This is a genomic window from Pseudomonas sp. S12(2018), from assembly GCF_024355235.1.
Classification (GTDB): Bacteria; Pseudomonadota; Gammaproteobacteria; order Pseudomonadales; family Pseudomonadaceae; genus Aquipseudomonas; species Aquipseudomonas palmensis.
The window spans coordinates 94,020-117,165 of the sequence record NZ_QLAD01000008.1 but is presented as its reverse complement, the minus strand read 5'-3'; the positions used below and the strand labels follow the sequence as shown (position 1 = coordinate 117,165).

Annotated in this window: 21 protein-coding genes and 1 pseudogene; 9 read left to right on the top strand and 13 right to left on the bottom strand. The window is 63.3% G+C overall.

The annotated features are described in order from the left end of the window. Window positions 1-39: 39 nt before the first annotated feature. Entirely contained in the window at window positions 40-954 is a 915-nt protein-coding gene (locus DN388_RS19460) for a histone deacetylase (protein ID WP_255001738.1), read from the bottom strand. Window positions 955-1,052: 98 nt separating this feature from the next. On the opposite strand from DN388_RS19460, the gene DN388_RS19455 reads away from it, so the two are divergent. Beyond that, window positions 1,053-1,478, top strand: coding sequence for an EamA family transporter (locus tag DN388_RS19455; RefSeq protein ID WP_255001736.1), 426 nt, complete (start codon window positions 1,053-1,055; stop codon window positions 1,476-1,478). Here DN388_RS19455 and DN388_RS19450 read toward each other — a convergent pair. Next, window positions 1,444-2,289: a phosphatase PAP2 family protein gene (locus tag DN388_RS19450; protein ID WP_255001734.1), complete on the bottom strand. Its 846-nt coding sequence runs from the start codon at window positions 2,287-2,289 to the stop codon at window positions 1,444-1,446. The two genes, DN388_RS19455 and DN388_RS19450, sit on opposite strands and share 35 nt — an antisense overlap. A 2-nt stretch (window positions 2,290-2,291) precedes the next feature. Next, the gene (locus DN388_RS19445; RefSeq protein ID WP_080922928.1) at window positions 2,292-2,984 is read right to left on the bottom strand and encodes a histidine phosphatase family protein; all 693 of its coding nucleotides are present in this window, start codon (window positions 2,982-2,984) and stop codon (window positions 2,292-2,294) included. A gap of 385 nt (window positions 2,985-3,369) precedes the next feature. Between DN388_RS19445 and DN388_RS19440 the strand changes: the two genes are divergently transcribed. From DN388_RS19440 to DN388_RS19425, 4 genes are all read left to right on the top strand, one after another. Next, on the top strand, window positions 3,370-5,415 hold the full coding sequence (locus tag DN388_RS19440; protein WP_255001732.1) for a TonB-dependent siderophore receptor: 2,046 nt from the start codon (window positions 3,370-3,372) through the stop codon (window positions 5,413-5,415). A 65-nt stretch (window positions 5,416-5,480) separates the two neighbouring features. Further along, window positions 5,481-6,050 (top strand): GNAT family N-acetyltransferase, encoded by a 570-nt coding sequence (locus DN388_RS19435; RefSeq protein WP_043863860.1) that lies wholly within the window; start codon window positions 5,481-5,483, stop codon window positions 6,048-6,050. A 75-nt stretch (window positions 6,051-6,125) separates the two neighbouring features. Further along, window positions 6,126-6,995 carry an acyl-CoA thioesterase II gene (gene tesB / locus DN388_RS19430; protein WP_043863859.1) on the top strand — a complete coding sequence of 290 codons (870 nt, stop codon included), beginning with the start codon at window positions 6,126-6,128 and terminating at the stop codon, window positions 6,993-6,995. Then, a complete protein-coding gene (locus DN388_RS19425) occupies window positions 6,992-7,582 on the top strand; it encodes an HAD family hydrolase (protein WP_253086427.1) in 591 nt (196 codons plus the stop codon). The genes tesB and DN388_RS19425 overlap by 4 nt, the downstream gene beginning before the upstream one ends. A 66-nt stretch (window positions 7,583-7,648) precedes the next feature. Here DN388_RS19425 and DN388_RS19420 read toward each other — a convergent pair whose 3' ends face one another. From DN388_RS19420 to DN388_RS19410, 3 genes are all read right to left on the bottom strand, one after another. Then, window positions 7,649-10,120 carry a TonB-dependent receptor gene (locus tag DN388_RS19420; RefSeq protein ID WP_255001731.1) on the bottom strand — a complete coding sequence of 824 codons (2,472 nt, stop codon included), beginning with the start codon at window positions 10,118-10,120 and terminating at the stop codon, window positions 7,649-7,651. Window positions 10,121-10,225: 105 nt separating this feature from the next. Beyond that, window positions 10,226-11,173, bottom strand: a complete 948-nt coding sequence (locus DN388_RS19415; protein WP_255001730.1) for a FecR domain-containing protein — start codon at window positions 11,171-11,173, stop codon at window positions 10,226-10,228. A gap of 1 nt (window position 11,174) precedes the next feature. Further along, entirely contained in the window at window positions 11,175-11,675 is a 501-nt protein-coding gene (locus DN388_RS19410) for a sigma-70 family RNA polymerase sigma factor (RefSeq protein ID WP_043863856.1), read from the bottom strand. A 141-nt stretch (window positions 11,676-11,816) separates the two neighbouring features. Here DN388_RS19410 and DN388_RS19405 point away from each other — a divergent pair, with 141 nt between their 5' ends. The 3 genes and pseudogenes from DN388_RS19405 to DN388_RS19395 all read left to right on the top strand — a co-directional run bounded on the left by DN388_RS19405 (window position 11,817) and on the right by DN388_RS19395 (window position 13,486). Continuing rightward, on the top strand, window positions 11,817-12,827 hold the full coding sequence (locus tag DN388_RS19405) for an NAD(P)-dependent alcohol dehydrogenase (protein ID WP_255001729.1): 1,011 nt from the start codon (window positions 11,817-11,819) through the stop codon (window positions 12,825-12,827). Window positions 12,828-12,998: 171 nt separating this feature from the next. Next, window positions 12,999-13,145, top strand: a pseudogene (locus DN388_RS19400) (type II toxin-antitoxin system HicA family toxin); the annotation flags it as partial. Beyond that, window positions 13,145-13,486, top strand: coding sequence for a type II toxin-antitoxin system HicB family antitoxin (locus DN388_RS19395; RefSeq protein ID WP_043863853.1), 342 nt, complete (start codon window positions 13,145-13,147; stop codon window positions 13,484-13,486). The pseudogene DN388_RS19400 and the gene DN388_RS19395, both read left to right, overlap by 1 nt. Window positions 13,487-13,568: 82 nt before the next feature. Here the strand turns inward: DN388_RS19395 and DN388_RS19390 are convergent, their stop codons facing one another. The 5 genes from DN388_RS19390 to DN388_RS19370 all read right to left on the bottom strand — a co-directional run bounded on the left by DN388_RS19390 (window position 13,569) and on the right by DN388_RS19370 (window position 19,746). After that, window positions 13,569-15,860, bottom strand: coding sequence for an autotransporter domain-containing protein (locus tag DN388_RS19390; RefSeq protein ID WP_255001727.1), 2,292 nt, complete (start codon window positions 15,858-15,860; stop codon window positions 13,569-13,571). 290 nt (window positions 15,861-16,150) lie between these two features. Then, on the bottom strand, window positions 16,151-16,930 hold the full coding sequence (locus DN388_RS19385; protein WP_043863851.1) for a class I SAM-dependent methyltransferase: 780 nt from the start codon (window positions 16,928-16,930) through the stop codon (window positions 16,151-16,153). 118 nt (window positions 16,931-17,048) lie between these two features. Then, window positions 17,049-18,104, bottom strand: coding sequence for a hypothetical protein (locus DN388_RS19380; protein WP_255001725.1), 1,056 nt, complete (start codon window positions 18,102-18,104; stop codon window positions 17,049-17,051). A gap of 96 nt (window positions 18,105-18,200) precedes the next feature. Further along, the gene (locus DN388_RS19375; RefSeq protein ID WP_058540570.1) at window positions 18,201-18,581 is read right to left on the bottom strand and encodes a RidA family protein; all 381 of its coding nucleotides are present in this window, start codon (window positions 18,579-18,581) and stop codon (window positions 18,201-18,203) included. Window positions 18,582-18,609: 28 nt separating this feature from the next. Next, entirely contained in the window at window positions 18,610-19,746 is a 1,137-nt protein-coding gene (locus tag DN388_RS19370) for an FAD-binding oxidoreductase (RefSeq protein WP_255001723.1), read from the bottom strand. 180 nt (window positions 19,747-19,926) lie between these two features. Between DN388_RS19370 and DN388_RS19365 the strand changes: the two genes are divergently transcribed. Beyond that, window positions 19,927-20,541: a helix-turn-helix domain-containing protein gene (locus DN388_RS19365; protein WP_255001721.1), complete on the top strand. Its 615-nt coding sequence runs from the start codon at window positions 19,927-19,929 to the stop codon at window positions 20,539-20,541. Window positions 20,542-20,604: 63 nt separating this feature from the next. On the opposite strand, the gene DN388_RS19360 is transcribed toward DN388_RS19365, so the two are convergent. Next, window positions 20,605-21,642: an ABC transporter substrate-binding protein gene (locus DN388_RS19360; RefSeq protein WP_043863846.1), complete on the bottom strand. Its 1,038-nt coding sequence runs from the start codon at window positions 21,640-21,642 to the stop codon at window positions 20,605-20,607. Between the two features lie 755 nt (window positions 21,643-22,397). Then, window positions 22,398-23,114, bottom strand: coding sequence for a M48 family metallopeptidase (locus DN388_RS19355; RefSeq protein WP_255001719.1), 717 nt, complete (start codon window positions 23,112-23,114; stop codon window positions 22,398-22,400). Window positions 23,115-23,146 lie beyond the last annotated feature (32 nt).

The window sequence follows — 23,146 nt, the reverse complement described above, 5'->3', positions numbered from 1 at the left end:
ATGGGCTTGCGCTCAGGTTATCCACAGGCAGCTCCACAGTCATTGTGGGTAATCGAGTACCCGTTGTGCGCTGTGGTGCAGGATGCCGTGGCGTCGGGCCAGGGCGTGGCGGTCCTTGCTGTAGCCGCCGCCGATCAGGCCGACCACCGGGATATCGCGCCCCAGGCAGTGGCGCAGCACGGCTTCGTCGCGGGCAGCGACGCCTGCGTCGGTCAGTTGCAGGTAGCCCAGCGCATCGTCCTTGTGCACGTCCACGCCGGCGTCGTACAGCACCAGGTCGGGCTGGTACAGCGGCAACAGGTAGTTCAGCGCGTCGTGCACCACCTTCAGGTAGTCGGCGTCGCCCATGCCGCGCGGCAACGGGATGTCCCAGTCGCTCTGGGCCTTGCGTGCCGGAAAGTTCTGTTCGCAGTGCAGCGACACGGTGATCGCGTCCGGGGTTTCGTGCAGGATGCGCGCGGTGCCATCGCCCTGGTGCACGTCGCAGTCGAAGATCAGCACCCGGTGCACGCGCCCGGCTTCGAGCAGGTAGCGGCTGATCACCGCCAGGTCGTTGAAGATGCAGAAGCCGGCCGGGTGATCGTAGTGGGCGTGGTGCGTGCCGCCGGCCAGGTGGCAGGCGATGCCATGCTGCAGGGCCTGTTCGGCGGCCAGCAGCGAGCCGCCGACCGCGCGCACGGTGCGCCGTGCCAGCGCTTCGCTCCAGGGCAGGCCCAGGCGACGCTGGTCTTCGCGGCTCAGGTCGCCGTTCATGTAGCGCTCGATGTAGCCCGGCTCGTGGGCCAGGGCGAGGATGTCGCTGGGGCAGAGCTCGGGGCGCAGCAAGGCCGCATCGGTGGTCAGGCCGCTGTCGACCAGGTGGTCGCGCAACAGGCGGAACTTGTCCATCGGGAAGCGGTGCCCGGCAGGAAACTCCGGGCTGTAGTCGTCGTGGTAGATCAGGGGCAGGGGCATGGCAGCTTCTAACCGGGGCAGGCCTCGATCTTGCCAGTTGCTGTACAGCCAGCGCCAGCGATCTACACTGCGCGCAGGTTCTCGACAGGGGTGCACCCATGCTGGCTTCCTGGACGTTCTGGGCGATTCTGTCGGCGATATTCGCCGCCTTGACCGCCATATTTGCCAAGGTTGGCGTGACCGGCATCAATTCGGACTTCGCCACCCTGCTGCGCACGGTGGTGGTGCTGGTGAGCCTGGCGCTGATTCTGTTCGCCACCGGCCAGAACCAGTCACTGGGGTCGATCTCGCCGCGCAGCTACCTGTTCCTGCTGCTGTCGGGGCTGGCCACCGGCGCTTCGTGGATCTGCTACTTCCGCGCCCTGCAGCTGGGGCAAGCCTCGCAGGTAGCGCCTGTGGACAAACTCAGCGTGGTGCTGGTGGCGGTGCTCGGCGTTACCCTGCTGGGCGAGCGACTCGACCTGCGCCAGTGGGGCGGCATCAGCCTGATCACTCTGGGCGTAGTGATGCTGGCATGGCGTTAGCGCGCAGAGGTGTTGCCGGTAACTCCAGCGGTGCCTTCAGCGGTGCCTGCAGCGCGGTGCGGCCGTAGAAGCACAGCGCGGTCGGCAGGCAGGTCAGCCAGACGAAGATCCCCGCCCAGAAGGTGTGCGACATGTAGTGCCAGCCCTGCATCACGCGGGTGGTGCCATACACCATGCCCAGCAGCACGATGAACCCCAGCAGCTTGCGTGCGTGCACCCAGCGCCAGCGGCGGGCCACGAAGTACAGCGCCATCAGGGTGAAGCCGCTGGAGGCATGCCCGCCGGGCCAGCAGCGCCCGTCACCGGCCTTGTGCAGCAGGTCGAACTGTTGGTACCACTCCAGGCGCGGATGGGTACCGCCGTAGAATGTGGTCTCTACCGGGCAGTACACCCCGGTGTGGCTCTTGAGGTAGTGAATGATGGCGGTGCACAGTGCGAATGCCACCACCACGAACAACAGGTCGCGCCGGTGCCGGGTGGTGAAACGAAGCACGCCGGCAATGCGGCTGCGTTGCAGCAGCCGGGTGGCGGCGGCCTGCGGATGGCGGGCGAAAAGCGGCCACACGAAGGACAGCAGGGCGCCGATCAGTGCGGCTTCGCCTGTCCAGTTGGGCAGGATGCGGGGCCACTTGTGGGTCACTTTCTCGAACCAGGCGTCGTGCAGCAGGGTGAACTGGCCGCTGGCCGGGTCGATGAACAACTGGCTGAACCAGCGGTCGAGGCCGGTGAGGTCGAAGGCCACGAACACGACCAGTGCCAGCAGCAGGGGCAGGCCCAGGTGGGTGAGGTAGAACGACTGGCGTGGCGACATGCTCATTGCTCCGCCCTGGCCAGCAGCTTGCGCCATTCGGGGGCGTTCATGCGGCCGAGGATTCTCGGTTTGCCGCTGGCGCCCACCGAGACGAATACGGCTTCGGCGTAGGCGCTGGAGCGTTCGCCACCGGGCACGTTCAACTGGCGTTCGAGCTGGTCTATGCAGCCGCTGTGGGTCACCAGCACCAGGTTGCGCTCGGCGGCCTTGCGCGCCAGGGCGTTGTCGGCGAAGCCCTTGTTGCATTGCTGCAGCCAGTCCTCACTGGCTGCCAGCTTGCCGAACATGAAGTGCGCGGTTTGCTGGGTGCGGGTCAGGGGGCTGGCCAGTATGTCGGCATGCTCCAGACCCAGGCGCTGCAGCCCTTCGCCCACCTGCGCCGCAGCCTGGCTGCCCGCCTGGGTGATACCTTGCGGATCATCCAGGCACGGGTTGCGCGAGCGGTCGCAACGCTCGGCATGCCGCACCAGCACGATGACTTCACCTTTGGCCCAGTCGGCATACACACCGCTGTTGCGCATCTGTCTTTCGCTACCCAGGTCCACGATCGCCAACCCTCTGAACAGCCACAGGCTTGAAACGGCCAGTGCAAGCAAGGTGCACAGGCCCAGCAGGAACGTCGCCGAAGGCAGGCGTCGTCGTCGCCCCGGACGGGCTGGGATCAAGGTCTGGTCGAGTACTGCATCGTGCAACATGGGGCCGCTCCGGCTACCGCGAGAATGTCTGCACGGTAAGCAACGGCCTGTGGTGAATCGGTGAAGGCGATGTGAAAGCCTTGTGGGGCAAGGGGCCAACAGCACGTTGCAGTTTCAATTCAATGAAGTAATAAGTTGTTACTCTCGGACATAAACTGAAACGCGGCGTAAATAATGTAAATCGGCTTTGAGTGATAATTGCTCGTAAATAGTATTGCGCATCATTTTCTGATGGTGGGCATTACCAATGGCACAACTTTCAATAAAAAGCCGTCGTTCTGAATCCGGTCATCTGTGTACTGCACTGGGGTTGGCGGTAGCCTCCTGGTCGACAGCCAGTATTGCGCAAACTTCCACACCGGCTGCATCGTCCACCGTATCGTCGGTGGAACTCGATGCCACCGATGTGAAGGGCGTGCACCATGAAACGTTCAAGGTCGATAACGCCTCCTCGCCCAAGTTCACCGCCCCGCTGCGCGACACGCCAAAGTCCGTGACCATCATCAATGAAGCGCTGATCAAGGAGCGTGGCGCCACGTCCCTGACCGATGTACTGCGCACCACTCCCGGCATCACCCTGGGCGCGGGCGAGGGTGGCACGCCACTGGGCGACCGCCCGTTCATTCGCGGCTTCGAAGCCAGTACCGATATCCAGATCGACGGCCTGCGCGACCTGGGCCGCGCCTCCCACGAGGCGTTCAACATCGAGACCGTGGAAATCGTCAAGGGGCCGGGCTCGGCCTACAGCGGCCGGGGTTCCACCGGTGGCTCGATCAACCTGGTGAGCAAGGCGGCCAAGGCCGAGGACTTCATTGGCGGCAGCTTTACCCTGGGTACCGACCAGCTGCGTCGCACCACCCTCGATGTCAACCAGTACCTGGGCGAGCAGGACCTGGCGTTTCGTCTCAACGCGATGAAGCACGAGGCCGACACCCCCGGGCGCGACCATGTCGAGGTCAGCCGCTGGGGCATTGCGCCGACGATCACCTGGGGCCTGCAGGGCCCGACCCGGGTCACCGCCAGTTACTACCACCTGCAAACCGACGACATTCCCGATCAGGGCCACCCGGTTTCGTTGATTACCAACAAGCCGGTGAAGGTCGACCGCGACAACTTCTACGGGCTGGTGGATCGAGACTTCCGGAAAACTTCCGCCGACCTTGCCACCTTCAGCATTGAACATGACTTCAATGAACACCTGAGCCTGCGCAATACCCTGCGCGGTGGCCGCACCATGCAGAACTATGTCATGAGCCGTCCGGTGTTCGCCAATGTGGGCCAGGAAGAGAGCGGGCTGGTGTCCCGGGGCTTTCGCCCGCGCAATGTGGTCAACACGTCGCTGATCAACCAGACCGACCTGTTCGGTACCTTCGACACCGGCACCATCAAGCACACTTACGCAGCCGGTATCGAAGTCAGCCGCGAAACCATCACCGACAAGGACAAGTACCAGGGCAACAACGGACGCCCGGGCGACCTTTACGACCCCAACCCGCACGACGGGGGCTGGACCCTGTTGCCGGGCACCGGCCAGGTCACCAGCAAGTACCAGACCGACACCCGCTCGCTGTATGTGTTCGACACGCTCGGCCTGCATGAGCAGTGGGACCTGAACCTGGGCCTGCGCTACGACGACTACGACGTGAAGAACCGCGTCGCCGGTGGCGCCGAGTCGTCCAGCGAGCTGTGGAACTACCAGGTGGGTATCGTCTTCAAGCCATTGCCCAACGGCAGCATCTACCTGTCCTACGGCACCTCGTCCAACCCGTCGGGCGAAAACACCCAGTCCGGTGGTGCCGATGGTGCCGGTGCCGGCAACCTCAACGGCAACAAGGCCAACCTCGACCCCGAAAGCTCGCGCAGCCTGGAGCTGGGCACCAAGTGGGACGTGTTCAACGAGCAGCTGTCGCTGACCGCAGCGGTGTTCCGTACCGAGAAGACCAATGCACGCGTGACCGATCCAGTCTCGGGCCTGGTGGCACTGGATGGCGACCAGCGTGTCACCGGCCTGGAGCTGGGCGCCACCGGACGCATCACCGATGCCTGGGCGGTGTGGGCCGGCTACACCTACCTGGATGCCGAAGTGGTGAAGGCCGGTGGCAACGGCGCCAACGACGGCAACCAGTCCAAGTTCATCGCGCCCAACAGCTTCAGCCTGTGGACCTCGTATGACATCGATGCACGCTGGACAGTCGGCGCTGGCGCCAACTACATGGACGAGCGCTACATGAATGACGCCAATACCATCACCGTCGACGACTACTGGCGCTACGACGCGATGGTCGGCTACAAGGTCAACAAGAACCTCGACCTGCAGCTCAACCTGCTCAACCTGACCGACGAAACCATCTACGACGCCTCGCACGTGGGCCTGTTCGCCACGGTGGCCCCGGGGCGTTCAGCCGAGTTGACTGCCAACTTCCGTTTCTGAGGCTGGGCGCTCGGGCATTGCCTGCCTACGCTGTACACTGCAAGGCAGTGATCACGGAGCAGGCAATGACCCCGATACTTGAACTGGAGAGCGCGCGGCTGCGGCTGCGCCAGTGGCAGGACGACGACCTCGCCGAGTTCGCCGCCCTGTGTGCCGACCCACTGGTGATGCAGTACTTCCCGGCGCCGCTGAGCCGGGTCGAAAGCGCCGCACTGATTGGCCGCATCCGCGGCCATTTTGCCGAGTACGGGTTCGGCCTGTGGGCCCTGGAGCGCCAGGACAGCGGGGCGTTCATCGGCATGACCGGCTTGCTCAATGTGAGCTTCGATGCGCCGTTCACCCCGGCGGTGGAGATCGGCTGGCGCCTGGCGCGGCGCCACTGGGGCCAGGGCTTCGCCAGCGAGGCGGCCTGGACCTGCCTGCGCTGTGCGTTCGCCCAGCTGGGCCTGGACGAAGTGGTGTCGTTCACTACCCAGGGCAATCTGCCGTCGCAGAAGGTGATGCAGGCCATCGGCATGCAGCCCGATCCGCTGGGCGACTTCGAGCACCCGCGCCTCGAGCCAGGCCACCCCTTGCGCCCCCATGTGCTGTACCGGATCAACCGCGCCCAGTGGCAGGCCACCTTGCATGGCTGAATCGCAGAACATACAGGCCGCCAATGACAAACCCTGTATTATTTGCGCCCTGGGCCTTGCTTTGGAGAATCTCGAATGAGCCACGTGTTGGACGATCTGGTCGACCTGTTGAGTCTGGAGGCGATCGAGGAAAACCTGTTCCGCGGACGCAGCCAGGACCTGGGCTTTCGTCAGCTGTACGGGGGCCAGGTACTCGGCCAGTCGCTGTCGGCGGCCAGTCAGACGGTCGAAGAGGCGCGCCACGTGCATTCGTTGCACGGCTATTTTCTGCGTCCGGGCGATGCGTCGATGCCGGTGGTGTATTCGGTGGACCGCGTGCGTGACGGCGGCAGCTTCAGCACCCGCCGGGTGACGGCGATCCAGAAGGGCCAGCCGATCTTCACCTGCAGCGCCTCGTTCCAGTACGACGAGGAAGGCTTCGAGCACCAGGGCCAGATGCCCCAGGTGGTCGGCCCCGAGAACCTGCCGTCGGAAGTGGAACTGGCCGAGCGCATGGCCGATCAGTTGCCCGAGCATATTCGCGACAAGCTGCTGTGCGCCAAGCCCATCGAAGTGCGCCCGGTGACCGAGAAGGACCCCTTCAACCCCAAGCCTGGCGACCCGGTGAAGTACGCGTGGTTTCGTGCCGACGGCAACCTGCCCGACTCCCAGGCGCTGCACAAGTACATGCTGGCATACGCCTCGGACTTCGGCCTGCTGACCACTTCGCTGATGCCCCATGGCAAGTCGGTGTGGCACCGCGACATGCAGCTGGCCAGCCTCGACCATGCGCTGTGGTTTCACGGCAACCTGCGCGCCGATGACTGGCTGCTGTACGCCATGGACAGCCCGTGGGCGGGCAATGCGCGCGGCTTTGCCCGTGGCAGCATCTTCAATCGCGCCGGGCAACTGGTGGCCTCGTCGTGCCAGGAAGGCCTGATTCGCCATCGCAAGGACTGGGCATGAGCCTGCGCTCGATTCGCCACTGGGTGTTCGACATGGACGGCACCCTGACCGTTGCCGTACATGACTTTGCGGCCATTCGCGTGGCGCTGGACATCCCGGCGCAGGACGACATTCTTACCCATCTGGCGGCCCTGCCTGCGGCAGAGGCGGCGGCCAAGCATGCCTGGCTGCTGGAGCACGAGCGCGAACTGGCAGTGGCCTCGCAGGCGGCGCCGGGGGCGGTGGCGCTGGTGCGCGAGCTGGCGGCGCGGGGCTGCCGGCTGGGGATCCTGACGCGTAATGCGCGCGAGCTGGCGCATGTGACGCTGGAGGCGATCGGCCTGGCCGACTGCTTCCCGGTGCAGGACATCATCGGCCGCGACGAGGCTCCGCCCAAGCCGCACCCGGGCGGGCTGCTGCAACTGGCCCAGGCGTGGGACGTGGCACCGGCGCAGATGGTGATGGTCGGTGACTATCGCTTCGATCTGGACTGCGGGCGTGCGGCGGGTGCGCGCACGGTGCTGGTGAACGTGCCGCAGAACCCGTGGCCGCAGCTGGTGGATTGGCATGCGGCTGATTGTGGGGTGTTGCACGGGATGCTGCAGTAGGTCCGTGCTGGCCTCTTCGCCGGCCTTGCCGGCGAAGAAGCCCGGATCATCAACCCAGGCCCTCGATCAGAACGCCCAGCGCGTAGTCAGCATCAGGTTGCGCGCTTCGCCATAGTAGGTGGTGTCGAAGTTGCCCAGCCCGGCCAGGTAGCGTTTGTCGAACACGTTGTTGGCGTTGAGCGTGAAGCTCAGGTGGTCGTTGTACTGGTAGCGGCCCATCAGGTCGACCAGGGTGTAGCCACCCTGCTTGATGAAGGTGTAATCCTTCACCGTAGGGCTGTAGATCTGGCCGTAGAACGCGCTCTGCCAGTTCACCCCGCCACCCACCGTGACCTTGTCCAGCGCCCCCGGCAGGCGGTAGGTGGTGAACAGCCGCAGCAGTTGCTCAGGCTTGGTGGTGCTCATCGGCGAGCCGAAGATGCGCTGGTGGTCCTTGTCGCGAGAACGCGCATAGGTATAGCCGGCCGACAGGTTCCAGCCCTCCTGCAGTTCGCCGGCAATCTCCAGCTCCACGCCCTCGGTGGTTGCGCCGCGGGTAGCCTTGTAGATCCCCTCGTTGGTGTTGGTGGTGCCGGTCTGCACCGCCACGTTGTCCTGCTCGATACGGAACAGCGCCAGGCTGGCATTGAGCCGCCCCTCGAAGTAGGCCGCCTTCAGCCCTGTCTCGTAGCTGTCGCCCTCCACCGGATCCAGCGGGGTGCGGTTTGCGTCCTTGTAGGTCTGTGGCTGGTAGATCGAGGTGTAGCTGGCATACACCGAGTAGGTGTCGTCCAGGTCATACACCACGCCGGCATACGGGGTCACCACACCATGCTGCTTGTAGCCGGCCTGGTTGTCGCTGAAGTACACCGGGTTGAGGCCGTCGTAATCGTAGTTGTCGTTGTACTTGAAGGTGCTGACGCGGGTGCCGAGGATCAGCGACAGGTCGTCGGTGGGGCGCAGGCGGGTGGCGATGTACGCGCCGTTCTGGCGCTTGGTCTGCTCGTACTTGCCGTTTTTCGGGAAGTCCGGCACGCCGATCTTGCCGTTCCATTCGTAGATGTTGCCCGGTGTGCCGCCCAGGCTGGTGTCCCAGGTGGCGCCGGTCTGGCGCGAGTTGGCCGCGTTGAAACCCATCACCAGGTCGTGCTGGCGGCCCAGCAGGGTGAAGGGGCCGGACAGGTTGATGTCGGCGGTGTTCTGCACCCGGTGACCTTCCCAGCGGCCCCAGAACATGAACATGCCTTCGCCCGTGGCACGGTCGGGATTACCGCCGCTGGCCGAGGCCAGGCGCGTGTCGTGGTCGCTCTGCAGCTGGTTGACGCTTAGCTTCAGGCTCCAGTCGTTGGCCAGCGCCTGCTCCAGCGAGGCGAAGTAGGTGCGGTTCTGGAAGTCGCGACGGCTCCAGTCGGCCCCCGGGTTGAACCGGCGCGAAAAGTCGGTGCGTCCGCCATCGGCGAAGTACACCGGGTTGCCGGTCCAGGAGGTGCCGCGCGGGGTGGTGGTCTGCTGGTCGATACCCACGCTCAGCAGGGTGTCGGGGGTGACGTCGACTTCGAGGATGCCGTAGTACACCTCTTTCTTCTGCTGGTAGTGGTCCTGGTAGCCCTTCCTGTCCTGCTGCGCGCCGACGAAGCGCCCGCGCACGCTGCCGCTGTCGTTCAACGGGCCGGAAACATCGCCTTCGCCACGATAGTCGTCCCAGCTGCCGGCGCTGCCCGACAGCGAGGCCTGGAACTGCGCGGTGGGTTTCTTGCGGATCAGGTTGACGGTGGCCGAAGGGTCGCCGGAGCCGGTCATCAGGCCGGTGGCCCCCTTGAGCACTTCGACGTGGTCGTAGATCGCCATGTCGACATGCGCGGTGCCTTCATCGTACACGCCGTCGTAGATGGTGTTGACGCCGTCGTACTGGAAGTTGGTGATGGCCAGGCCACGGCTGGAGAATTCGGTACGGTCGCTGTCGTAGGCCTGGGCGGAGACGCCGGGGGTGTTGCGCAGCACGTCGGTGATGCTCTGCGCGCCCTGGTCATCCATCTGCTGGCGGGTGACCACGGTGACCGATTGCGGGGTTTCGCGGATCGACAGCGGCAGCTTGGTGGCGGTGCGGGTGGCGGCGGTGGTGTAGGCGCCGGTGTTTTCGGTGGTCTCGCCAAGGGTATTGCTTTCGATGCTGGTGGCCCCCAGCTCGACGGCGCCGCCGTTGCCGGCTGGCACCAGCACGTAGCCGCCATTGGACTGGCGCTGGGCCTGCAGGCCGCTGCCCGCCAGCAGTCGCGCCAGGCCTTCATCGATGCTGTAGCTGCCCTGCAGGCCCGCCGATTGCAGGCCCTGGGTTTGCCGCGCATCGAACGACAGGGTGATGCTGGCGCGGGTGGCGAACAGGCTCAGCGCGGTGCCCAGCGGGCCTGCGGCGATCTGGAAGTGGGTGCTTGCGCTTTGTGCCAGGGCGTTTGACGGCAGCACCGCCAGCAACGGCAACGGTGCCAGCGGCAGGCTGAACAGGGCCAGGTGGACGACGCGTAGCAGAGGGCGAGGCGCTCGCGGGCAAGGGGCGGACATGCAGGTTTTCCTTCGATTGGCTGGGCAGGGTCGCGGCTTTTTTTTCCGCTTTAACTGCGTAGCCGAATGAGAATGAAAATCGGCAACCCGGTTTTCGATGTTTTTTCAGACCGGCTCGACGCTCACCCAGTACCGCGTGAGGTAGCGCACCTTGACCGGCAGCGAGGTGCCCAGGTTCTGCAGGACGGTGTCGGTATCGTCGATGCGAAAGGCGCCGGACAGGCGCAGGTCGGCAATACGCTCGTCGCAGCGCAGCAGGCCGGGACGGTAGCGGCGCAGCTCGCTGATGAAGTCGGCCAGGCGCCACTCGATCACGGTCAGCATGCCGTCGGTCCAGGCACCGGTGCCGGGGGCCGCGCTACCGACCGCTCCGAGCTGATGCGCGTCGAAGCTCACGCTTTGCCCGCTGTCCAGGCGCAGCACTTGCCCGGGCTGATCGGCGGGGCGGACCTCCACGGCGTGCTCCAGTACGCTGACCCGGCTCAGGCCGCCCTCGCTGTGCACGCTGAAACGGGTGCCCAGGGCGCGGATGCGGCCTTCCGGGGTTTGCACCAGGAAGGGCCGGCCTGCGGCGTCGGCGGCGGTTTGCACCATGATTTCGCCGCTGTACAGGCGCAGCAGGCGCTGCTGGCCGTCGAATTCGATATCCAGCGCGGTGTCGGTGTTGAGTTCCAGTTGACTGCCATCGGCCAGTGTCACGTGGCGGCGCTGGCCCTTGCCGGTACGCAGCCCGGCCATCAGCTCGCGGCCCGTGTCGCTTTCGCGCACGGCCCAGCCGGTGATGCCCACGCCCATCAGCAGGGCCAGGGTCTTGAGCACGGCGCGGCGTCGCGCGCGTACGCCGGCCAGGGTCGGTAGGGCCACGTCGGCGGGCAGGCGGCCAAGCTGGCGCTGCAGTTTTTCCACCCGTGCCCAGGCCTGGGCATGGGCCTGGCTCTTGGCCAGCCAGTCCCGCCAGGCCTGCACCTGGGCCTCGCTGGGCGGCGCGGCATTGAGCTTGACGTACCAGCTGGCCGCCGCCTCCAGGGTTGAGTAGTCCAGGGGCTGGGCCATGTCAGTCGTCCGTCAGCAGCAGGCAGTGGGTCATGGCGCGGATCATGTGTTTTTTCACCGTGGTCACCGACACGCCCATGCGCTCGGCGGTGGCCACGTAGCTCAGGCCCTCGAGCTGCACCGCCAGGAAGATCTGCCGGGTGCGTTCGCCCATGCCGTCGAGCAGGGTATCGACGGCCACCAGGGTTTCGAGAATCAGCAGGCGCGTTTCGGGCGACTCGACGACGCGCTCCGGGCGGGTGGCCAGTTCGGCGAGGTAGGCCTGTTCCAGGGCCTTGCGGCGAAACTTGTCGACCATCAGCGCATGGGCGATGGCGCCCAGGTAGCTGCGCGGTTCACGAATGGTCTGGGCATTGCGTGCGGTCAGCACCCGGATGAAGGTGTCCTGGGCAAGGTCTGCGGCATCGCTGGCGTTGCCCAGGCGCGCGCGCAGCCAGCTTTTCAACCAACCGTTGTGTTCGCTGTAGAGCGCGTGCAGGGCAGCGTGATCGGGTGCGGGCATGGCGCGGAGGATACTGAGTAATTGATAATTAGTCGCATTATTGTGGTTTGCCGGCGGATTGTGCAAGTGCTGGTGCTTGACCTGCGTCAGGCACGAGCGAAGACTGGTTGACCCTTTACAGACACGAGCGAGGCGCTTCCCATGAGCCACAAGGCCATTTACGTTCAACCCGGCGGCGGATATGACAAGGTGCAGGTGGGCACGTGCGAAGCGCCGGCGCCGCAGGCGGGCGAGATCACCGTGCGCCTGCGTGCCAACTCGCTCAACTACCACGACTTTGCCGTGGTCAGCGGCATGTGGGGGCCTGCCGAGCCGCGCATTCCGATGGCCGATGGTGCCGGTGAAGTGGTGGCCGTGGGCGCCGGGGTCAGCGAGTTCGCTGTCGGTGATGCGGTGGTCAGCACCTTCTTCCCCGACTGGCTGGATGGCGCGCCGCTGATCGAAGGCTTTGCCACGGTGCCGGGCGATGGCATCGACGGCTATGCCCGCGAGCAGGTGACGGCCCGTGCCACTTCGTTTACCCATGCGCCCAAAGGTTGGAGCCACGCCGAAGCGGCCACGCTGACCACTGCGGGCTTGACCGCCTGGCGTGCACTGATGGCCGACGACGCACTCAAGCCAGGCGACACGGTGCTGGTGCAGGGCACCGGCGGGGTGTCGATCTTCGCCTTGCAGTTCGCCAAGCTGGCGGGCGCCACGGTGATCGCCACCTCCTCCAGCGACGCCAAGCTCGAACGCCTCAAGGCCCTGGGCGCCGACCACCTGATCAACTACCGCACCACCCCGGCCTGGGGCGAGCAGGTGCGCACCCTGACCCACAATCGTGGTGTGGACCATGTGATCGAGGTGGGCGGCCCGGCCACGCTGGAGCAATCGATGATTGCCGCGCGCATTGGCGGGCACATCTCGTTGATCGGCATCCTCACCGGCGTGGCGGGGCAGTTGCCGCTGGTGCAGGCGCTGGTGCGCCAGTTGCGCCTGCAGGGGGTACTGGTGGGTAGCCGTGCCCAGCAGCAGGCCATGGTACGCGCCATCGACGCCAACGGCCTTCGCCCGGTGATCGACAAGCACTTTGGCCTGGAGCAGATCGCCGATGCGTTCCGCTATCAGGAAACCAACCAGCATTTCGGCAAGATCGTGCTGGATATCTGAGGCACGCCCCGACACGACAAAGCCCGCTTCTGGCGGGCTTTGTCGTGTCTGACTCGAAGAAATCAGGTAAGGCGGGTAGGCAGTTTCCTCAATTGGGATGAGAGGTGTCTTGACCACTGTGGGGCTGCTGTTCACAGCGGTTCATCTGGGGTTTCCTGGCGCGCCTGAGTGATCAACGGTAACGGAAGCCGAGTGAAGTTCGATAACGGGAATCCGCTGGCGATGATCAACTTGCATAAGCCACATCCCGGCAACGAGCTGAAGGCTTACATCAGATGCCAGGTTATTGAACACTTGAAAGCCGGAGGGTTGATTTGATGGGCACACTGTTGCATTACAGGGGGTATCACGGCTCCATTGAAGCCAGCCCAGAAGACAACTGTCTATACGGCAAGGTGCAGTTCATCCGGGCTCTGGTGAGCTATGAAGGAGAGACTGTGGCACAGTTGGACGCGGCATTTCGCGAGGCCGTGGATGACTATCTACACACATGTGCAACCTTGCATCAGGCTCCCGAAACCCCATGTAAAGGCTCATTCAATGTGAGGGTTGGCCATGACCTGCATTTGGCCGCCAGCGTGGTTGCCAACCGGCAGAGTATTTCGCTCAACGACCTGACGCGCCGGGCATTGACCGCCTACCTGAGTCACCATGAGTAGTACGATACGCTTGCAGCGCGCCTGAATACGCGCCACGACAAAGCCCGCTTCTGGCGGGCTTTGTCGTGTCTGGCGGTTGAGGTCAGAAGTCGTAGCGCACGTTGGCGGTGAAGGTGTCGGCATCGAAGCCGCTGCTGGTCAGGTAGTTGTACGACCCCCCCACGCTCCAGGCACCGACGCGGTAGGTTGCGCCCAGGCCCAGCTCGTAGCTGTCGCGGGCCGGGGTGGCGCCGCGGGTGGTGAATGGCGTGCCACCCAGCACGAAGGTGGAGGTGGTGCCGGCCTTGTCGCCGATGAAGTCATGCCAGGCCATCAGCTTGGCTTCGGGCTCCAGGCTGCCCACGCCCAGGTCGAAGGCGGCTGCCAGGCGTGCGCCCAGGCCCATCTCGCCGATTTCGTAACGCTGGCTGCCGACGTTGAGCGCCGCCGAGCTGCCTTTTTCACGGTACGAGTCGATCGAGACATTGGCGTAGCGCGCGCCGATCTGCGGCTCGAGCACTACCTGGCGGTCGAGCTGGAAGGTGTAGCCGGCCAGCGCGTTGACGCCGAAGATCTCGCTGTCGTAGTCGGCCTTGGCGCGGCTGCCGGCGATGTAGCGTTTGGACTCGTTGTCGTTCCAGCCGTACATCACCGAAGCGTCGACGAAGTAGTTGTCGAGGGTCCAGTTGCCGTACAGGGTCAGGGCATGGCCGCTGACATCGGTCTTGTTGCCCCGGTCGGATTTGACGTCGCTTGTCAGGTAGCTGTACGCCAGGCCCACGGTGGTATCGGGGTCGAGCTTGCCGTCGGCGCCCACGGCGATGCCGTTGGTGTTGGCATCGTAACCGTCGATACCGTGGCGACGATCCTGATCGGCATCGCTGGACAGTGCCTGTACCCATACGCCAGTGCCCGACAGGCCTTCACCGGACGACAGGCCGTTGCGGGCATTGCTGGAGCGGCGGGTGACGGCGTTGCCCACCAGGGTCTGGCTGCTGGTGGCGGCATTGATCACGCCGCGGCTGACATCCGGGGTCAGGGTTTCGGCGAGACTGGCCAGCTGCGCATCGCTGCTGGCGTTGGCGAAGGCCTGGAATACCGGATCGCTTTCGCTGAGCTGGCCCATCACGGTGTTCTTGAACGGTTGTATGGCATTGACCGCATTGCGCGAAGCACGGGCGCCGAGCAGGTTCTGCTCGATCGCTTCATCGCTGCGGGTTGCGACCAGCGCCTTCACATCCTGGCCCTCGATGCCGAAGTTTTTCACTTCGAGCAGCGCCGAGGACGAGACCACCGACAGGTTCTGCGCCTCTTCCCAGGTGCCGGAGTTCAGCAGGGTGTAGCGGGTGCCCTGGGCCGGGGTGCGGAAGTCGTCGGAGCGGGCTTGCAGCTCGATCTGGCTACCTGCGGAGAAGTAGGTGTTGCCGGTCACCTTGAGAATCGGTGAATCGGGCAGGGTCGTGTTGTCCAGCAGCAGACGCAGGCGTGCGGTGTCGCTGTCGAGGTCGAGATCGCCGTCCAGCGCGGTATGCGGCGCCAGCAGGGTCAGGGTGCCACCGTCGATGTCCACGTAGCCGGCACGGATGGTCGAACCGCCGAAAGCCACGTCGCCTTTGACTAGCACGCCACTTAGCCCCAGCAGATCGCCTTTTACCTGGCCGCCGGACCAGTAGAAGTACGACTGCGCGTTGCTGTCTTCGGCCAGAATCGCCGCAGTGCCGCCTTCGAGCAGGCCGGCGGTCTGGGTGATCGAAAACAGGTTGCTGCCGCTCAGGTTGACCAGATGGATGCCGATGCCATCTGCCGAAATGGTGCCGCTGTTGTTGATGTTGCTTTTGTAGGGCGGGGTGATGGACCCGCTGAAGACGGCATTCTCGACTTCGATACCGGCCGAGTCGGCGCCACGCGCGGTGATGGTGCCGCTGTTGATGATGCTCGACTGGGTGGAGGTGATCATCATGCCGTTGGCGTTCTGGCCCGTCACGGCAATGCTGCCGCTGTTGATCACATCACCGGCAATCTTGGCCAGGTACAGGTCCAGGCCCATGGCGCCTTCGCCGGTCACGTTGATGCTGCCCTGGTTGACCAGGTTGCCGCCGATGCTGGAATCAAGGGTGAGGGAAATGGCCGAGGGAATATCGGTGGCACTCGCCGCGCTGAGGTTGATCGCGCCGCTGTTGGTCAGGTTGCCCAGCACGGTGACATCGATCAGCTCGACGCCGGCGTTCTGCGATGTGCCGCTGAAGGTGGCGCTGCTGAAGGTATCGCCGTTATTGCTGTAGGCACCGGAGCTGAGGTCGTGATTCAAGTCGATAGCGGGAGAGGCATTGGCCGTGGCTGTAGCAGCGGCAATGGAAAGCGCCAGCAGTGAGCGGCGCAGCGATGCAGTATTCAAGAGGGTGTCCCTTCCAGGGTCGGAAACCGACGCGGGACAACCAGCGCATGCTGCGTCTGTATCGGCCATCCCTGCCGGCTTGTCAGTGAGTGCTGAATCAAGCGCTGGGTACTGTACAGGATGGTTGTAGGACAATTCAGCAGCGAAAGCCGGTTAGGCTGCTTTTCACGAAAAAAATGTGAATCAGCCTGCATCTGTAGGGAAAACAGGCAGATTCGCGGGAATTTAATCGATCGTGTGGGGTCGGCCGGTGTCGTCCTGGCGAAGGCCAGGACGTCTTGCAACCGCAATCAGGCGAAGCTGATGTTGATGCGCTGCTGGCCGTAAACGACTTTGGCGGCAGAGATCAGCTGGTGCGGGATCTCCACGAACGGAATGTCGGAGTTGGTCAGGGCGATGTCCACCAGTTGCACCATGATCGAGTTCTTGCGCACCAGGATCACGTCCGACCAGTCGGTGTTGGTCATGGCCAGCGGGATGAAGTCGGAGCGCTTCATGAAGCTGCTCAAGGCTTCGAGCACGCCCAGGTTCTGCTTGGTGCCGTTGGGGCTGTGGCAGCAGTCGTTGAGCAGGATGAAGCCATCCGGGCCGACCAGTTCCTGGTAGTACATCAGGTCACGCAGGATGAATTCGTACTGGTGGCTGGCATCGATGTACACCACGTCGAAGGTCTCGATGCCGGTACGCGGCTGGATCGCATCGATGGCGCTGATGGTGTCGGCGCGGATGACGGTGACGTTGTCCTTGTCGGCGAAGCGGTCCAGGCATTGCTGGTAGAGGTTGTCGAAGGTGGCCTGCTCATGCATCGGGCCGCCGTAGTAGTAGGCGTATTTCTCTGGCGGCTCGACCCATGGCGGCAACTGGTCGAATGGGCTGTAGTCGTCATTGGAGGCAGGGCTCCAGCTGTCGATCAGCACCATCTTTTCCGGGGTCAGGGCCTGGTAGAGCTTCATCGCGTTTTCGCCGCGCAGCACTCCCAGTTCCGCTACCACCGGCTGCTTGCCATAGGCGGTAAACACCGCGTTGAGTACGTGATAGAAGGTTTCACGGTAGGTTGTGCAGACTTTCATCGGTGACCTGCTCTGCTGCTAGTTCGGTTGCCAAGCATATCGGCCTGGCAATCGATTTCGAGAGGGCCGGTTCGATGCAATTTGTGACGCGCCCGATCAGCGCGTCACTGTCGATTGCTCAAGCCTGGGCCAGGCGGCCGACGCGTAGCCAGCCAAGCACGACCGCGCCAATCAGCAGGAAGCCCAGGTAGCCGAACAGCGGGTAGACCTGACCCACCAGGCTGACGAACCCGACCAGGCTGCCAACGAACGCCAGGGCGCCGGCGGCCGCCGAGCCGATGCGGAACGTGCGGGTGCCCGCTGGCAGCAATCGCGCCGAAAAGGAGTACAGGGTGCCAACGGCGGTGTTGAGGATCATCAGGAAAATGACCACGGCCATCACCAGGCCAAGCACCGGTGAAATCTCGGTGGCGATGGACAACATGGGCATGGGCAGGTCCGCCACGCTGTCCAGGCGCGACAACAGACCCAGGCTCATCACCAGCATCAGCACCCCCAGCAACGCGCCGCCGAAGATGCCACCCCAGATGGCGTGCTTCTCGGTCTTTGCGGTGCCGCCCATGATCGATAGAAAGGGCACCCCGGCCACGATGTTGTAGGACACGTACAACAGTGCCCCCAGCAGCCAATGGCTGGCGCCGGCGTCCTGCTGGCTGGCCAGTTGATCGAGCTCGCCGAAACTCAGGCCTCGGGTGGCCACACCATACAGGGCCACCGCTACTGCCGTGAGAATCAACAGCGGGGTGGCGGCGCCGATCATGCCAATCACCTTCTGCACATCCAGGCACACGATGGCGACCACGATCACGGTTACCGCCAGGCTGCCGAACAGGGCCGGGATGCCGAACTGCTGCTCCAGCAGGGCACCGCCACCGGCCAGCATGACCACGGTTACCGCAAACATGAAAAAGGTGATCATCAGGTCGACGAAGGCGCCCAGGTAGCGTCCGCACAGGGCGTTCACCACGTCTTTATGGGAGCTGGCCCGCAGGCGGCTGCCCATGCCTGCCAATGCCATGCCGAGAAAGATGAACAGTGAGGCGCTGACCACTGTCCCGAGCAATCCCCATACGCCGAAATCGACGAACATCAGCAGCAGTTCCCGACCGGAAGCGAACCCGGCGCCGACAATCACACCGACGAACGCGCCGGCTATTTTCAGGCTCTCTTTCATGACGATTTCCCTCGAATTATTGTTGTTAGGGCTTATGGGGCGGGCCACTTTCCGTGGCCATGCCGGGGCATCGCAGTGGCAGGCGGCAAGGGTGTGCTAGCGGGCGCCGACCCAGGCCTGGACTTCGATCTCTACGTCGACCCCCAGTGCCAGCTGGCTGCCGCCGACCGTGGAGCGCACCGGAAAACCATTGTCGAAGTAGCGCTTGTACACCTCGTTGAAACCGGCGAAATGTTGCATGTCGGTCAGCCAGACCGTGGCCTTGACCACCTGATCGAACCCCACACCGCACTCGGTCAGGGTTTCGCCGATACGGCTCATGACCGCCTCGGTTTGCTCGCGGATATCCCCGAGCACCACGTTGCCCTGTGGGTCCATTGGTACCTGCCCCGAGAGAAACAGGAAATCGCCGACACGGATGGCCTTGGAGAACGGGTAGGGCAGATGGCTGGGGTAACGCTGCAGTTGTTCGGACATGGCATTGAACCTCGTGGGTGATGAGTGATTAACGCAAGCGGGCAGGTGCCAGGCGCTGTGGCTCGACACCTTGATGAAGCAGTGTTTGGGGCAGCGGCTGATCGAGCAACTGGGCGCAGGCCAGTTGCGACACGCCGGCCGCAGACTGGATGCCATAGCCGCCCTGTGCCGCGAGCCAGAAGAAGCCTTCGCGGTGATTGTCCCAGCCGACCACCAGGTCGCCATCGGCGACGAACGAGCGCAGGCCGGCCCAACTGTGACGCGGGCGGCGGATGGTCAGGGAGGTGGCGGCCTCGATGTGGTAGATGCCGGTGGCGATGTCCAGCTCTTCAGGCATCACGTCATGAGGCGGCACGGGGGCGGCGTTGGCCGGGGAGCCCAGCAACTGGCCGGCATCGGGCTTGAAGTAGAAGCTTTCGTCGATGCCGATCACCGTGGGCCAGCGCGAGAAATCCATGCCCTGGGGGCCGTCGAAGGTAAAGGCTGTGCGTCGGCAGGGCTGCAAGCCGATGGGCTTCACGCCGCACTGCTGCGCAACCTCATCAGCCCAGGCGCCTGCGGCATTCACCAGCGTGCGCGCGCGCAACTGGCGACCGTCGGCCAGGGTCAGGTGCCAGTGACCGCCTTCGCGCGTGGCGACGCTCAGTTGCGCATCGCATTGCAGCACACCACCGGCACGGCGCATGGCGCGCAAGAAGCCCTGGTGCAGTGCATGCACGTCCAGATCGCGGGCGTCGGTTTCGAGCATCGCGCCAACCATTGCTTCCGGGTTCAGGCACGGCACCAACGCGAGCGCATGCTCGGTATCGATCAACGACACATTGCCAGCCTGTGCTGCACCGACAGCGAAGGTCTGTTCCAGCAGAGCCTGTTGCCCCTGGCCTGCGACATACAGGCAACCGCGAGGCTCCAGCAGCGCATGCTCGGTGAAATCAGCGGGCGGTTGCTCATAGAAAGTGCGGCTGGCGCGGGTCAAGGCCTGGATCTGCGGTGTGCCGTAACTTTCCATGAACATGGCTGCGGAGCGGCCGGTGGCGTGATAGCCCGGCTGGCTCTCGCGCTCGAGCACCACGACCCTGGCTTGCCCAGCCAGGCGATAGGCCAGAGAGGCCCCCGCTATACCGCCGCCAATGATGGCGAAATCGAAACATTCGCTGTCGTGCATACCGAGGTGCCTCCTGTTCCGAGTGGGAAAAGCAATGTCTTCGCCGCTGTTCTTGTAATTCTCAGATACGAGAAATGTAAGATATGAGAATTTTCCAGTCAACCTATTACCTTGAGGTATTATTTTTGGCCCTTGCCCGGCTTGGCCCAGGCATCGTTTCCGTATGGCAGAGAAGTTTGCATGAGCTCCGATCCAGTCTCGCGTTCCCCGGACCACCCCTTGATAGATCGCGCCCAGGTGGGTGCCCGTCTTCGTGTCATACGCAAGAACCAGAAGCTCACGCTCAAGCAATTGTCCGAGCGTTCAGGCGTGGCGCTGTCGACCCTGTCGAAGATGGAGCTGGCGCAGGTATCGGTGAGTTACGAGAAGCTGGCGGCGGCAGCGCGGGCATTGGGTGTGGACATCGCCCAGCTGTTCAGCCCGGCCAAGGTGAGCGTGGGTGCGGTACAGCCCACGGTGGTGAGCACGGCCATCGATACGGCGGCGGGTTACAGCACGGGCAACTACGAGTACCACCCGATGGCGGGGGATTTTCCCGGGCGCAACATGACGCCGATGTATGCCCGCATCTGCGCGCGTGAGATGAGCCAGTTCGAAGACTACATTCGCCACCCCGGGCAGGAGTTTGCCGTGGTGCTTTCGGGCCGTGTGCGCATTCAGTTCGAAACGGGTGAATCCGTCAGCGTTGGTTGCCGGGAGACGGTGTATTTCAACAGCGCGATCGGGCACATCTACCTGGCTGAGGGCGAGGCGGGGAGTGACGCCGAGGTGATGGTGGTGATGACGGAGGTCTGACCTTGTGCTCGGCAGATTCCGAAAGCCATGGGGTGAGTGCCCCATGGCTGGCCGTTCAGGGGGTTAACGCGACGCCCAGGCGTTGAAGCGTTGCTCCAGTTGTTCGCCATGGTCGGCCCAGAACAGGGGGTCTACCGGCACCTGCTGGGAAAGGTTGGCTGGCGCGGTGGGCAGTTCGGCGATGCGGTCCTTGTCGAGCAGTTGCATGGCCTGCAGGTTGGCGGCGCCGTAGTCGATATGTTCGGCGAAGCTTTTCTGTTGCGCGGGGTCGAGCGTGAAGGCAATGAACTCGCGGGTTTTCTCCTGGCGTGAAGCGCCCCGCGGGATAGCCCAGGAATCGAACTCGTAGAGGCCGCCGGACCAGACGATGTCCAGGTCGTACTTTTTCTTCTGCTTGGCCGAGAGGCGGCCGTTGTACACCGAGCTCATCACCACATCCCCCGCGGCGAGATACTGAGGTGGCTGGGCACCGGCTTCCCACCACTGGATATGCGGCTTGATCTCATCCAGCTTGGCGAAGGCGCGATCCTGACCTGCCTTGGTGGCCAGCAGCGTGTAGACGTCAGCGTGCGCTACCCCGTCGGCGATCAGGGCGAACTCCAGAGTCGACTTGGCCAGCTTGCGCAGGCCGCGCTTGCCCGGGAATTTCTCCACATCCCAGAAATCCTTCCAGCCGGTGGGGGCTTGCTTCAGCTTGCTGGTGTTGTAGGCCAGCACCGTCGAGTACACCAGGAACCCTATGCCGCAGGGCTGGATGGCGCCGGGAACGAAATGCTTGGTATCGAGGCCGATCTGAGCTGGGTCCAGCGTCTCGAACATGCCCTCTTCACAGCCCCGGGCAAGCTCGGCGGACTCCACCTCCACGGCATCCCAGGACACGCTGCGGGTATCGACCATGGCCTTGACCTTGGCCATTTCGCCGTTGTACTCGCCGGAAATGATCTTGCTGCCCCGGGCTTGTTGCCAGGGCTTGTAGAAGGCCTTTACCTGGGCCTCCTTGTTGGCGCCACCGAAGGAGACGATGGTGAGGTCGGCCGCGAGGCCGTGACTGGCAGTGACTATCCCCGTTGCGAGTGCTGCGAATTTCAGAGCTTTGATCATTATTGTTATCTCCTACTGTTCAAGGGTGATTGCACATCACTCGAGACACCGGGATCAATCGGTCCTCCCAGACGAGAGACATCCGGTTCTCGTTCCATGCGCTGTAGGGCGAACCGCACAGCCAACAGCAGTGCTCGCCACGCAGCGCAGTGTTCTCCTAAGGTGGTTTTGTGGTGCCCTAAGGTTTCATGGGGGTAAGGAGGGTAAAAGCTGACTTTTTCGATTCTTGGATTGGGGTTTACTAAACTATGGGGGAGGTGGGGGGGGGCTTCGGTTTTTTATGGATGGAGCTTTGATGTTTATTCGATTTTCAGGCTTAAAGAAGACGTTTGAAGAGGTCTTTTATATTTTTGATGTGCCGGGGTAATCTGTATTGATGTTTTAACTTGCTGAGATTCAATAAAAATTTCCGGTTAGATTTTTACTTGGAATACCATTTGGAATACGTGTACCTGGATTTGATTTCAGGAACCCTGATCGTTGATTCACGCTTCACGCTTCACGCTTCACGCTTCACGCTTCACGTTTGACCGCTAGGTATCGCTGCTCTCAGGTCGCCCTAGGGTTCATGTATGTTTGGCCATGGCAGCGTCGAAAGCCTCCTGGCTTGCACTCCAAGCTAGATCGATCCTGGTTCAATTGGGGAGCGTATTTTTAAGAGCGTCTCGGTGCTGTGACTTCGTCCTCTGCAGGCTACCGGCAAAAAGCCTGCGCCCTTTAGCCCAGCGCAAGGGCAGCGAGCACTTACAGGCTGTTTAATGCGCGATTAGTGGCGCCATGCCATCCAGCTGATCTTTGATTTTTTCCCAACGCGGCATGACCTGGCTCATCAGGCGGTAAAACCGCTCGCTATGGTTATGCTCAGCGATGTGGCAAAGCTCGTGCAGAATCACGTAGTCGATACATTCACGCGGTGCTTTTACCAAGTGAGGGTTCAACGTGATGCGCCCATTGGGCGAGCAACTCCCCCACTGGGTTTGCATGGTCAAAATACGCAGCGGTGGCTGCTCCGCCACCCACAGGGCTTGCTCCAGTGTGGCCTCAAGGCGCTTGGCGAACACTTCCTTGGCGCGCGCTTTGTACCAGTCAGCAAGCAGCTCTTTTACTTTCTCGGTGTTTTTGCTGCGAACCGAAACCTCCAGCTTGCCGCGTAGCAGCTTAACGCCCTGAACCTGCTCGGGCGCCTCAATCACTTTTAGAAGGTATTGTTTTCCAAGGTAGTGATGGCTCTCGCCGCTGATGTATTGGCGTGGCGTGATGTACTCAAGCTGCTTGCGAAACTCACGCAGTTGCTCATAAATCCAGCGCCCGCGCTTTTTCACGGCAGTGAGCACCGCATCGTCGCGGGCATCCGCAGGTGCAGCAACAACAACCCGGCAATCTGGCAACACTTTAATCAACACTTTGCCTGTTGCTTGGGGGCGCTTTACCCGCTCAAAAGCGATGTGTTCGTCACCGTAGCGAAAGCTCATGTGCTGGGTGTCAGGCTTAATCGGCACGCTCA